We start from the raw sequence: 11,826 nt of genomic DNA, 5'->3' as shown, positions 1-11,826 counted from the left end.
GGTCCGGGGAGGCGAGGTGGGCGGTTTCGACGGTTTAGTAACAACCGTCACTCGTACTTCCGCACAACGGTCACTCGTACTTCTCCACGGGCGCGCAGTCCGTGCCTGCTGCTCACTCCGCGAGGGCCGCCTTTCGGGCGGCCCTCGTCGGTCGCTCCGCCTGCTACTCCACCTTCGAGGCGTCCATCGTCCGGGTCGTACCGTCCTTGAACGTGAGGGTGAACGTGCCGGTCAGCAGGCCCTCGGGGTCGCCCTTGGGCCACCAGGCGGTCCAGCGGCCGTCCTGCACCAGGGCGTGGATGGTCTTCCCGCGGTCGTGGAGGGTGATCTCCTTGACGTCGGAGCCCGCCGATCCGAGCGCGTAGTTGAGCAGACCGTCGCCCTCGCCCCGGGAGCCGTAGGTGTCCAGCTCGATCTGGTCGGCGGGGAGCTTCACCACGTCGGAGACGGCCATGCCGGTGCCGGAGCCGTCCGACCCCATCAGGCAGTACGTGGCGTTCCCGGCCCGCGTGACGATCATGGAGCCGACGGATCCGCGGATCTCCGCGTTGCTGATCTCGGGGCGGGCCCCGGCGCCGGCGAAGTCCTTGGTGAACTCCAGGCACTTCTTCTCGACCTCGGAGCCTTCACCACTGGCGGTGCTCATGGTGTGGGGGGTGCTGGTCCAGGAGGCCAGTTGTGCCTCGGACAGCGGTCCGGAGCCGCCGCCGAGCAGGCCGCCCGCCACGGCCACCGCCACCACGGCCGCGCCCGCGGCGAGCGCGCCGGCCGTCGTGAACGCCAGCCGCCGCACGAGGGGGCGGCGGAACGCGGCGCCGGTCGAGCGGTCGGGCTTCCCGGTGTCGCTCAGGACGGTCCGCAGCAGCCGCTCCTCGCGGTCGATCTCGGCGGCGGACGGTTCGGTGCGCGGTGCGGCGTCGAGCTCCGCGAGGCGGGAGAGAAGGTCGTTGTTCATGAGGGTTCCTGTTCAGTGCGTCGAGGCGAGGGCGGGCGAGGCGGTGGTCGTGGCGGTGAGCCGGCCGGCGAGACGCCGTTTCGCGCGGGTGAGGCGCATGGCGTAGGCGGCGCGGGTGCAGCCGAGGACCTTCGCCGCGTCCTTGGCGGCGAGCCCCTCCCAGACGTGCAGCGCGAGGACCTCCTGGTCGGCCGGAGGCAGTTCCTTCCAGGCCGCGACGAGGTCCATCCGGCTGTCCACCTGGGCCGTGGCGTCGAACGCCCGGTCGTGGGAGCCCGTTTCGCCGGCCTCCTGGATGTGCACCACGAGCGCGGACTGCCGGCGCATGCCGCGGTTCGCGTTCAACATCACCTTGCGTGCCGTGCCGAACAGCCAGGGCCGCGGGTCCGCCGGCAGCTCGCGCCGGCGGCGCCACGCGGTGAGGAACGTCTCTCCGACGATGTCGTCGACGTTCATCGGGTGGGCACGCCGGCGCACGAACCTCAGCACGTCCTCGTAGTGCGCCCGGTACACGTCCGTGAACTGGGCCTCGGTATCGATGGGCATGGCTTCCTTCCGTAGCTTCTGCCCGTACGTGTCCGGGACCGACGCGTGTGCAACAGGAGTGAGGACGAGATGTTCTCGTTTCTCGCGCTACGAGGTGAGGACCTCGATGTCGCGCGGGCCGCGCGGATCGATCTCGTAGTGGGTGTCGTACTGGCTGCTGAAGCCGGTCACACGCACCACGTCGCCCTGCTTCAGGCCGGAGACGTCGATGCCCGTCTCCACGTTGACGAAGATCAGCACTTCGCCCGAACCGTCGTCGACGGAGAGCTTGTAGCCGTACGGGAGGTCGCTCGTGGGCGCCTGGGTGATCCTGCCGAGGACCCGGACGAGCCGCCCCTCGGTCCTCTCGCCGACCGCCGCCGTTCTGACCCACCGCGGTTTCACCGCCCGGCCCGGGTCACCGAGCTCGACGTCGGACGGGCCGGCCGGTACCACGGTGAGCAGCCCGGACTTGTCCGTCAGCGTGCCGGTGACGCGCACGTGCCGGTACGGGGCCGCCTTCAGGTCGGTCGGCAGGCTGACGTAGATGCCCGCGGTCCTGTCCTGGAGGCCGAAGCCCTGGTCGCCGAAGCTGGACGCGAAGGCTCCGGAGGGGGTGGTCACCGAACCCTCCACGGTGACCGTCGTGCCGAGCGGCAGGCTGCGGGCCCGGGCGACCGGGATCGCTCTCGCCTGCTCGGCGGTGCTCTCCGAACCGGCCCTCGGCGCGTCCGGGCGTTGCTGGGCGCAGGCTTCGGTCACGCAGGGCTGGGCGGCGGTCGGGACCGCGGCACCCAGCAGGGCGCCGGTGGTCAGCAGCGCGGCGGCAACCGACCGTCCGGCCCGGGGCGACAGGGGCATAGGGACACCTCACAGGGTTTTCGGTGACATGGCCCCACCAGGCTGTCATCGGTCGCACCGGGTGCGCGGCGAAACGCCGCCGTTCAGGCGAGTGTCCCGCGCACAGGTGTGGTGTCTCCCGCACCGCCGCTCAGCGCTCCGCCAGCAGTTCGGAGGTGAACCTGCGGGCCGGTGGGGGCTGGTCGCGCCCACGCGGCGGAGCCGCATATGGATACAGCCCCGCGCCCCTTACGGGGCGCGGTACCGCACCCGACTTCGCCAAGACCGCCTACGGCTCCGCGTGAGGTGACCCGATCTCCTCCAGTACCGCCGACAGCCGTTCCAGGACGCGGGCCGTCTCGGCGAACTCCGTCTCCCCCAGGGCCTTGGCGAGGCGGTCGGCGAGGGTGGCGTGGCCCGGGTCGATCTCGGCGATCGCGGCGCGGCCGGTGGCCGTGGGGGTGAGGAGCTTGGCGCGGCGGTGGGCCGGGTTGGGGAGGTACTCGGCGAGGCCGCGGTCGACCAGGAGGTCGGCGATGCGCTGGACGCTCTGCCGGGTGATGCCCATCGCGCGCGCGATCCCGGAGACGGGCAACGGCTCGCGCAGGACGGCACCGAGCACCTGCCACCAGGCCGCCGTCAGCCCGGCCGGGCGCGCCAGCTCGTCGGCCACGGAGAGGAACTGTCCGTTCAGCCGGAAGACCGTGAGCGCGGTGCGGCTGAGCAGGTCCTGGAGCTCGCGGGCCCCGGTGCGCTCGTCGCTCACCGCCCTGCCGCTTCCAGGACCGCGTACGCCTCCGCGTCCGAGTCGTGGAACAGGCGGTACCAGGCGTCGAGCACCTCGCCCTCGTACACGCCGAGGAGGCCGAAGACCTCCCGGGCGAAGGCGACGGGTTCGGTGGGCCCGGCCGTGACGAGGGCGCCGCCCGCCGAGGTGTCCGTGACCGCGTCCGCCTCCACGTACCGCTCGCCGCCCCCGTACCCGGTCGCGGCCAGGTAGAAGGAGACCGCGCTCGTGTGCGCGCGGTCGTCCAGCAGGCCCTCGCGGGCGAGCCCGGCGGTGGCCCCGCAGATCGCGGCGACGGGCACGCCGGCGTCGAGGAAGGCGCGGGCCGTGCGGGCGAAGGGCGCGAGGTCGTCACTGGTGTCCCAGAGGTCCGCGCCCGTGAGGATCAGCAGCGAGCTGTCCTCGGGGTGGAGCTCGCCGAGGGTCGTGTCGGGCTGGATGCGCACCCCCGCGATGGTCCGCACCGGCTCCGGGCCGGGCCCCACGGTCACGACCTCGTACCCGGCCCTGGCCAGGTACGCCGTCGTGTGGCCGGTCTCCCAGTCGGCGAACGTGTCGTAGACGGCGAGGTGGACGGGCTTGCGACCGCTGGTGCCGCTCATGGCTCCTCCTCGGGTGAGTGTATGTAAGTATGCTGTCAGTTAGACAGCATACTGTCAAATTGTGGAACTGGGTCCCGCACGCCCGACACACCGCCCACGCCCGACACACTGTCGCGTTCCCGTTCACACCACAGACAGGACGCCGATGTCGTGGCTCACCTCGCGGCTCGTACGCTCCTCGCCATGACCCCTCAGCCGAATCCCGAGGTCGGCGCCGCCGTGAAGGCCGCGGACCGTGCGCACGTGTTCCACTCCTGGTCCGCGCAGGACCTGATCGACCCGCTCGCCGTGGCCGGCGCGGAGGGTTCCCATTTCTGGGACTACGACGGCAGGCGCTACCTGGACTTCAGCAGCGGGCTCGTCTTCACGAACATCGGCTACCAGCACCCGAAGGTCGTCGAGGCGATCCAGCGGCAGGCCGCGCACATGACCACCTTCGCGCCCGCGTTCGCCGTCGAGGCGCGGTCGGAGGCGGCACGGCTCATCGCCGAACGGACGCCCGGTGACCTGGACAAGATCTTCTTCACCAACGGGGGCGCGGACGCGGTCGAGCACGCCCTGCGCATGGCCCGGCTGCACACCGGGCGCCCCAAGGTGCTGTCCGCGTACCGCTCGTACCACGGCGGTACGCAACAGGCCGTCAACGTCACGGGGGATCCGCGCCGTTGGGCCTCCGACAGCGGGACGGCGGGGGTCGTGCACTTCTGGGCGCCCTTCCTGTACCGGTCGCGGTTCTACGCCGAGACCGAGGAGCAGGAGTGCGCGCGGGCGCTGGAGCACCTGGAGACCACCATCGCCTTCGAGGGCCCGGCGACCGTCGCGGCGATCGTCCTGGAGACCGTGCCGGGGACGGCCGGGATCATGGTGCCGCCGCCCGGATACCTGGCCGGAGTGCGGGAGATCTGCGACCGGCACGGCATCGTCTTCGTCCTGGACGAGGTCATGGCGGGGTTCGGGCGGACCGGTGAGTGGTTCGCGGCGGACCTGTTCGGCGTCGTACCCGACCTGATGACCTTCGCGAAGGGCGTGAACTCGGGGTACGTACCGCTCGGCGGCGTCGCCGTCTCCGAGGAGATCGCCGGTACGTTCGCCCGGCGGCCCTACCCCGGCGGCCTGACCTACTCCGGGCACCCGCTGGCCTGCGCGGCGGCCGTCGCCACCATCAACGTGATGGCCGAGGAGGGCGTGGTCGAGCACGCGGCCGATCTCGGGGCGCGCGTCCTCGGGCCGGAGCTGCGCGAGCTGGCCGAACGGCATCCGTCCGTGGGCGAGGTGCGCGGGGTCGGCATGTTCTGGGCGCTCGACCTGGTGAAAAACCGTCGGACGCGGGAGCCCCTCGTGCCGTACAACGCGACCGGTGACGCGAGTGCCCCCATGGCCGCGTTCGCCGCCGCCGCGAAGGCCCGCGGTCTGTGGCCCTTCGTCAACATGAACCGCACCCACGTCGTACCGCCGTGCACCATCACGGAGGCCGAGCTGAAGGAGGGCCTCGCCGCCCTGGACGCGGCGCTGACGGTGGCGGACCAGTACACGGAGTAGTTCGGGTGGTCCGCCCGTCCGTGTGATCCAGCTCATGCGGTGTGCTGTGAACACAGTTGTACGAGGTCACGTGCCCTTCTCTCGTTCCCCGCCGAATTCGGAACCGGCGGGTAGGGACATTTGACTCTGTTGACCTCTCCTTTACTCAGGCGAAACTCCCGGAGGCCGGGACGGGAACACCCGACCCGCGCTCACCCGCACGGACCCCCCACCCTCCGGGAGACCCCGCATGAAGAAGATCCGCCTCGTGGCCATCGGCTGTGCCCTCGCCACCGGTGGCGCCGTCGTCACCCTGCTGCCGTCGGCGAACGCGGCCGAGGAGAAGACGCCCGAGCAGATCATGAGGATGTGCGAACGGACGGCCAAACTCAACGGCAAACAGCAGTCGGTGAGTGATTTCAACGGCGCCTTCGCAGACGGTTTCGAGTCCGACACCTGTGATTTCGTGGAGACCAAGTTCGAGACCTTCGACGGCCCCACGGAGAAGGTCACCGTCGACTTCCCGAACTGCGAGCCGAACGCCACCGAACCGTCGAAGGTGACCACCGAGTACTCACAGGCGGTCGGGCAGGGTCAGGGCAAGTACACCGTGACCCAGCAGGGCGCCGCCGGTGGTCTCTTCGGAGCCCTGAACGGCTCCTGGGTCAAGCACAAGGCCACGCTGGACATGACCATCAAGACGGCCACCGCGACCGAGTCGGAGCAGCGGGAAGTGCCCGTCGGCAAGGTGCTGCACCTGACGTTCACGCCGAAGATGCAGCGCATGACCGGCGTCTGGAAGGTGCATACCGCCGCCCGCGAGCAGGGCACCGTCATCCCCGGCTCGCCCGAGAAGAACTTCGAGGCCGAGGAGGTCGTCGAGGGCCCGGTCATCCGGCCGGGGGCCGCGGGCACGCCCGGGCTCGTGGACGGAACCACCAAGCCCGTGCTCGAGGACTGCTGACGCACCGGCACCCACCTCCCGCCCGACGACGATCCCCCACAGGAGAGACCCCATGACACGCACCGGCCGCGGCGGAAGCCACCGGAGCAAGAAGAAGCGCCTCACCCTCGCCCTGGCGCCGGTCGCGGCCCTCGGCCTCGCCGTCCCCCTGATGTACAGCGCGGGCGCCGCCACCCCCGACGAGGTGGCCAACGACTGCCGTACGGACTCGGACAAGCTGGAGAACTGCGAGTTCGTCGACGTCCAGAACAAGGCCGACAGCCTCGGCCCCAACGAACGCGTCACCACGGTGACCGACAACTGCGGGATCAGCACCGCGGCGACGAAGACCTTCAGCGGCACCGCGGCCGTGACACGTGTCGTTCAGCTGGAGAACGGCTTCGGCGTGGACGGCGGTACGAAGCTGGGGAACTCGTTCTTCGAGATCGGCCTCAAGTTCAACACGCAGGAGATCAACATCAAGCGTGACGACACCACGTCCTCGTTCTCCTTCAGCAGAAGCGACACGGTGAAGGCCGACCACATCGCCTTCTTCATGTGGTCCCACAAGCGCACCGACGTGAGCGGGTTCCTCCGGGCCACCTACAAGGAGGAGCAGAACGGCCAGAAGGTGTTCTTCTCACCGAGCGAGGGAGCGGCCACCGTCCATGTCTTCTATCCGCAGCTGTTGAAGAACGGCACCCCGGACGGCCGGCTCTGGCTGCGCAACGTCAAGTGCGGCACCCCGCAGGCCGACGGCATCCTCGGCAGCGGCAACAGCGTCCGCGCCGAACCCGGGTTCGAGGAGGGCGGCGCCAACGTCACCGACGTCGAGGTGCCGCTGTCCGAGGCCGGGTTCGAGCCCAAGTAGTCGTCCCGTAGAACCGTCCCTGCCCGAGGGAGGGAGCCTCCCCCTCCCGCCCTCGGAGGCCCTCCGTGCGCGTACCCGCGCGGAGGGCCGTTCCATGTGGGCCGTTCCCATGTGGGCCGCTCCCGTGTGCGTCACCCCACCGACTGCCCCCGCCGCGGTGTGATCCCGAGCCATAACAGGACGGCCTCCGTGCTGCCCCGGACCCCCAACTTGGCGTAGATGTTGCTGAGGTTGTTCCGCACCGTCTTCTCCGTCAGGCTCAGCCGCCCGCCGATCTCCAGCGCCCCGAACCCCGTGGCCAGCAGGTCCATGATCTCCCTCTCCCGCGGCGACAGGGAGTGCCGGGGCGTCTCCTCAGCGGGCTGCCGGTCGCAGTTGATCTGCTTGAGCATGGTGGTGGCCCGCGGGGACAGGTGCGTGTGCCCGTGCAGGGTGCCGCCGACGGCCGCCGACAGCGCGCTGCGGGTGAAGTCGCCGACGACCAGGTAGCTGGTGGCCCCGAGCCGGAAGGCGTCCCCGACCTGGCTCATCTCGGCGGAGGGGCTGATGACGAGCACCGGCGGCACCACGTGCCCCACGTGGTCGATCAACCGGGCCAGTTCCCGGGCCGGTTCCTCGCAGCACAGGACGATCGCGTGCCACGGTCTCGACCTGAGTTCGCCGTACGGGGGTGACACCCGGGTCACGGACACGGACACCGAGGGGTAGACGTCGAGCCAGTCGTCGTGCGTGAGGTCGTCGATACTGCAGGCCAGTGCCACCTCGGCGGTGTCGGTCTCGCGCAGAGCCGTGATGAGACGCCTGGAAGTTCGCACTGTCTGTCCTTCCGTCGGGCCGGGGACACTTGTTAGTACGCGGCCGGCACCGACCGTGCTCAAGCGTTCAAGAACTCGCCTGTGACACGGCCGACCTGACCCCGCGCACCATTCCTCCTCGCGACAACCCGAACGCGTAAGGTGGCGTGCTCGTAGAAAAGTACGTACCGCCACACGAAAGGGGAGGGCCCCGACCATGCCCGGCACCGGTGGCGCCACGCCGAGCCGCAACGGCAACGGCGCCGTGACCCGCAGCACCCTGCGACAGCAGCTCGCGGACGCGCTCCGCGACGAGGTGCTCGCCGGCCGGCTCCAGCCGGGTCAGGAGTTCACGGTGAAGGAGATCGCCGACCAGTACGGCGTCTCCGCGACACCGGTCCGCGAGGCGCTGGTCGACCTGTCGGCCCAGGGTCTGCTGGACGCGGTGCAGCACCGCGGATTCCAGGTCCACGAGTACTCCCTGACCGACTATCGGGAGATGATCGAGGCCCGCGCCATGGTCATCGACGGCATCTTCCGCGCCGACAAGGAGTACGACACCGGTCCCCGTACCGCCGCCGTACTGGCCGCCGTGCGCCGTCGCGGCGAAGAGGCACGGCGCGCCGCCACGGCCGGCGACCTGACCGTCCTCATCGGCTACGACCTGCGGTTCTGGCGCGAGTTGAGCGACCTGTTCGGCAACCCCTACCTCGCGGACTTCCTGCACCGGCTGCGTGTGCAGGCCTGGGTGTGCGCGGTCCAGCACCTGCAGCGGCTGTCCGATCTGCGCGGCCAGCTGTGGGCCCGTCACACGGAGCTCGTGGACGCCCTGTCGCGCGGCGACGCGAAGGCCGCGCACGAGATCGTCGCCGCCCACAACGCCCACTGCCTCGCCCTCGTCGAACGCCTGGCGGCCGGATGAGCGGCGCGACGCGCCCCGCCGGCGCGCACGACGTGGACCTCTCGGTCGTCATACCCGCCTACAACGAGGAGAAGAGGCTCGGCCCCACCCTCGACGCCGTCACGGACCACCTCCGCGAGGCCGGTGACGGCACCACGTGGGAGGTCATCGTCGTCGACGACGGCTCCGCCGACGGCACCCGGGACGTGGTGAAGGCCGCCGCCGCCGACGAGCCCCGCGTCCAGCTCGTCACCAGCCCCCGCAACCGCGGCAAGGGCAACGCCCTGCGCCTCGGCGTCTGCGCCTCGTACGGGCGGCGCGTGCTCGTCACGGACGCCGATCTGGCCGCCCCCATCGAGGAGTTGGAGCACCTCGACAAGGCGCTCGCCGACGGGCAGTCGGCCGCGATCGGCTCGCGCGCCACACCGGGCGCCACCATCGAACGCCACCAGCACCCGCTACGCGAAACCCTCGGCCGCGCCGGCAACTTCCTCATACGCGCCCTCGCGGTGCCCGGGATACGCGACACGCAGTGCGGCTTCAAGCTGTTCGACGGCGACCGGGCCCGTGAGGCATTCGCCGCGTCCCGGCTCAACGGCTTCGGCATAGACATCGAGATACTCCAGCACTTCCGCCGCTCCGGCTGGCCGGTCGCCGAGGTCCCGGTCCGCTGGGCCCACCAGTCCGGCTCGAAGATCGGCCCTTTCGACTACGCGCGTGTCCTGGCCGAACTCACGGTCCTGAAGGTCCGTTCGGTCCGCCCCGCCGACTTCGTCGCGGTGTTCGCGTTCCTGCTGATGGCGGTGGTGCTGTACGCCGGCCGCTGGATCGACCCCAACCACCGCTACCTGCCGGACTCCCTCCAGGACCAGAACCAGTGGGAGTGGTTCCTCGCGGTGACGGCCGACAACGTCGTCCACCTCCGCAACCCGCTCTTCACCGACCTCCAGGGCTTCCCCGACGGTGTGAACCTCATGGCCAACACGGTCATGCTGGGCCTGTCGGTCCCCCTCACCCCGATCACGCTCGCCCTCGGCCCGGCCGTCTCGCTCGGCCTGCTGATGACGCTGGGCCTGACCGCGACGGCCACGGCCTGGTACTGGCTGATCGTCCGTCGCGTCGTACGGCACCGGGCCGCGGCCTTCGTCGGCGCCGCCCTCGCGACCTTCGCCCCGCCGATGGTCAGCCACGCCAACGCGCACCCGAACTTCGTCGTCCTGTTCATGATGCCGCTGATCATCGACCGGGCGCTCAGGCTGTGCGAGGGCGCCCGGGTGCGCCGGGACGGCATCGTGCTCGGCCTGATGGCGACGTATCAGATCTTCCTGGGCGAGGAGCCGTTGCTGCTCGCGGCGATGGGCATGCTGCTGTTCGCGGTGGCGTACGCGGTGGCCCGGTGGGACGTGGCGAAGGAGTCCTGGCGCCCTCTCCTCAAGGGCCTCGGGCTGGCCGCCCTGGTGTGCCTCCCCCTGGTCGCCTTCCCGCTCGCCTGGCAGTTCTTCGGCCCGCAGAGCTACAAGAGCGTCCTGCACGGCGACAACGCGGGCAACAGCCCTCTGGCGCTGCTCTCCTTCGCGGAACGCTCCCTGGTCGCGGGCGACGAGAAGACGGCGAGCGCGCTCGCCCTCAACCCCACCGAGCAGAACGCCTTCTACGGCTGGCCGCTGGCCGCGCTGGCCTTCGCGATCGTCATCCGTCTGTGGGAGCGGACCCTCGTCAAGGCGCTGGCGTTCACGGGCGTGGCCGCGGCGCTGCTGTCCATGGGCCCGAAGATCCGCATTCCGCTGACGGACACGGTGGTCCCCGGCCCGTGGGCGCTGCTGGCGAAGAAGCCGCTCTTCGAGTCGGTCATCGAGGGCCGCGTGGCCATGATCTGCGCCCCCGTGCTGGGCATACTGCTCGCCCTCGCCATCGACGCCCTGGTGAAGTCCCCGCACATCGGCGTCCAGTTCGTGGGCCTGACCGCGGTGGCCGCCGCCCTGATCCCGATCGTCCCCGCCCCGCTGAAGTCGGTGGAACGCGCCGAGGTACCGGCCTTCATCGCGGACGGGACGTGGAAGTCGTACGTCGGAAAGGGTGAGACCCTCGTACCGGTGCCCCTGCCCGACCCGGGCAACGCGGAGGCCCTGCACTGGCAGACCGCGGCGCACCTTGGGTTCCGTATCCCCGGCGGATACTTCAACGGCCCGTACGGCGAAGAGCGCATCGGCATCTACGGCGCCTCGCCCCGCTACACCTCGAACCTTCTGCGCGACGTGCGGTACTCGGGTGTCGTGCCCCAGATCGGCGACGAGTGGCGGGCCCAGGCGCGCAAGGACTTCGCGTACTGGAAGGCGGGCGTGCTCGTGCTGGCCCCGCAGGGCTATGACGCACAGTTGCGCGAGACCGTGGAGAAGCTGGTGGGCCGGCCGGGTAAGTGGGTCGGCGGAGTGTGGGTATGGGACCTGCACGAAGGGAGCTGAAAGGGAGCCGAAAGGGGGCTGACACAAGAGGGACCGAAGCCGCCCCCACCGATTACGCTTCCCTGACCACTGTGCACCGAATTGCGTGTTGCCGTTGCTGTTGACGTTGCCGTCCGTTACGCGAGGAGCTCTCTGTTGGCTTGTGACCTGTGGCTGGTCCCGCTCGTAGACGTGTTGTGCCACACCCCCGACAACCCCTTCGCCGAGGAACTCGCGCTCTACAACAAGGTGCTCGGTGAGGCCGGGCTGCCGCCGGTGCCGGTGTACCAGTACATGCCGGGCCTGACCGGTGACGTGGCCCCGGTCGCGGGCTTCGACTACGACGCGCTGCACTTCCTGCGGCGGGCGTACCTGCTCCAGGTCTGCCAGCTCGCGGTGACGCCGGTGGACGAACTGGGCGGCGACTACGAACAGCTCCTGGAGATGTTCGAGACGACGGCCCAGCAGTCGCACCTGGTCTGGCACTACGACCACGCGGGCGCGTACGTGCCCGTGGACTTCCCGCACCCCCTCGCCAACGACGAGCTGCTGGCCGGAGGCGGCCCCCTGGGCTCCTCCCAGACCCTGCTGAGAGAGCTGGAGCTCGTGGCCCCCTCGATCGGCATCGACCCGGCGAACCCACCGGTCC

12 protein-coding genes are annotated in these 11,826 nt (G+C 70.4%); 6 read left to right on the top strand and 6 right to left on the bottom strand.

From position 1 onward, the window contains the following. Positions 1 to 163: 163 nt before the first annotated feature. The 5 genes from FNH08_RS31370 to FNH08_RS31350 all read right to left on the bottom strand — a co-directional run bounded on the left by FNH08_RS31370 (position 164) and on the right by FNH08_RS31350 (position 3,709). Positions 164 to 955, bottom strand: coding sequence for a hypothetical protein (locus FNH08_RS31370; RefSeq protein ID WP_152774907.1), 792 nt, complete (start codon positions 953 to 955; stop codon positions 164 to 166). 12 nt (positions 956 to 967) lie between these two features. Continuing rightward, the gene (locus tag FNH08_RS31365; RefSeq protein WP_152774906.1) at positions 968 to 1,501 is read right to left on the bottom strand and encodes an RNA polymerase sigma factor; all 534 of its coding nucleotides are present in this window, start codon (positions 1,499 to 1,501) and stop codon (positions 968 to 970) included. An 87-nt stretch (positions 1,502 to 1,588) separates the two neighbouring features. Continuing rightward, positions 1,589 to 2,341, bottom strand: coding sequence for a hypothetical protein (locus FNH08_RS31360; RefSeq protein WP_152774905.1), 753 nt, complete (start codon positions 2,339 to 2,341; stop codon positions 1,589 to 1,591). Between the two features lie 268 nt (positions 2,342 to 2,609). Further along, positions 2,610 to 3,086 (bottom strand): MarR family winged helix-turn-helix transcriptional regulator, encoded by a 477-nt coding sequence (locus FNH08_RS31355; RefSeq protein WP_322725821.1) that lies wholly within the window; start codon positions 3,084 to 3,086, stop codon positions 2,610 to 2,612. Next, on the bottom strand, positions 3,083 to 3,709 hold the full coding sequence (locus FNH08_RS31350; protein ID WP_152774904.1) for a DJ-1/PfpI family protein: 627 nt from the start codon (positions 3,707 to 3,709) through the stop codon (positions 3,083 to 3,085). Before FNH08_RS31350 ends, FNH08_RS31355 begins: the two co-directional genes overlap by 4 nt. A 183-nt stretch (positions 3,710 to 3,892) precedes the next feature. Here FNH08_RS31350 and FNH08_RS31345 point away from each other — a divergent pair, with 183 nt between their 5' ends. The 3 genes from FNH08_RS31345 (at position 3,893) to FNH08_RS31335 (ending at position 7,041) form a co-directional block, all read left to right on the top strand. Further along, a complete protein-coding gene (locus FNH08_RS31345; protein WP_152774903.1) occupies positions 3,893 to 5,248 on the top strand; it encodes an aspartate aminotransferase family protein in 1,356 nt (451 codons plus the stop codon). Positions 5,249 to 5,477: 229 nt separating this feature from the next. Next, complete coding sequence (locus FNH08_RS31340) at positions 5,478 to 6,191, top strand: hypothetical protein (RefSeq protein WP_152774902.1); 714 nt, start codon at positions 5,478 to 5,480, stop codon at positions 6,189 to 6,191. A gap of 52 nt (positions 6,192 to 6,243) precedes the next feature. After that, positions 6,244 to 7,041: a hypothetical protein gene (locus tag FNH08_RS31335; RefSeq protein ID WP_152774901.1), complete on the top strand. Its 798-nt coding sequence runs from the start codon at positions 6,244 to 6,246 to the stop codon at positions 7,039 to 7,041. Between the two features lie 131 nt (positions 7,042 to 7,172). Here the strand turns inward: FNH08_RS31335 and FNH08_RS53660 are convergent, their stop codons facing one another. Continuing rightward, positions 7,173 to 7,856, bottom strand: coding sequence for a helix-turn-helix transcriptional regulator (locus FNH08_RS53660; protein ID WP_194238676.1), 684 nt, complete (start codon positions 7,854 to 7,856; stop codon positions 7,173 to 7,175). Positions 7,857 to 8,052: 196 nt separating this feature from the next. On the opposite strand from FNH08_RS53660, the gene FNH08_RS31325 reads away from it, so the two are divergent. From FNH08_RS31325 to FNH08_RS31315, 3 genes are all read left to right on the top strand, one after another. Then, entirely contained in the window at positions 8,053 to 8,757 is a 705-nt protein-coding gene (locus FNH08_RS31325) for a GntR family transcriptional regulator (RefSeq protein ID WP_152774899.1), read from the top strand. Continuing rightward, positions 8,754 to 11,198, top strand: coding sequence for a dolichyl-phosphate beta-glucosyltransferase (locus FNH08_RS31320; protein WP_152774898.1), 2,445 nt, complete (start codon positions 8,754 to 8,756; stop codon positions 11,196 to 11,198). Before FNH08_RS31325 ends, FNH08_RS31320 begins: the two co-directional genes overlap by 4 nt. Before the next feature lie 135 nt (positions 11,199 to 11,333). Continuing rightward, on the top strand, positions 11,334 to 11,826 hold a 493-nt coding region (locus tag FNH08_RS31315), incomplete at its 3' end, for a hypothetical protein (protein ID WP_152774897.1).

The sequence above is a fragment of the Streptomyces spongiae genome (assembly GCF_009377185.1).
Taxonomy (GTDB): domain Bacteria; phylum Actinomycetota; class Actinomycetes; order Streptomycetales; family Streptomycetaceae; genus Streptomyces; species Streptomyces spongiae.
This window is presented reverse-complemented; position numbering and strand designations above follow the sequence as displayed.